Annotated in this window: 1 rRNA gene; it reads left to right on the top strand. The window is 51.9% G+C overall.

The annotated features are described in order from the left end of the window. Positions 1 to 243: ribosomal RNA gene (locus tag AWV70_RS20885) — 23S ribosomal RNA — on the top strand; the annotation flags it as partial.

Genomic DNA, 243 nt, shown 5'->3' with positions numbered 1-243 from the left:
GAAGGACGGCACTAACACCGATATGCTTCGGGGAGCTGTAAGTAAGCTGTGATCCGAAGATTTCCGAATGGGGAAACCCACTGCCCATAATGGGGCAGTACGTTCACGTGAATACATAGCGTGAACGAGGCACACCCGGAGAACTGAAACATCTAAGTACCCGGAGGAAGAGAAAGAAACATCGATTCCCTTAGTAGCGGCGAGCGAAACGGGAAGAGCCCAAACCAGGAAGCTTGCTTCCTG

Source organism: Sporosarcina koreensis (genome assembly GCF_001531445.1).
Lineage (GTDB): Bacteria > Bacillota > Bacilli > Bacillales_A > Planococcaceae > Sporosarcina > Sporosarcina koreensis_C.
The sequence above is the reverse complement of the archived record's forward strand: the minus strand, read 5'-3'. Positions and strand labels throughout refer to the sequence as shown.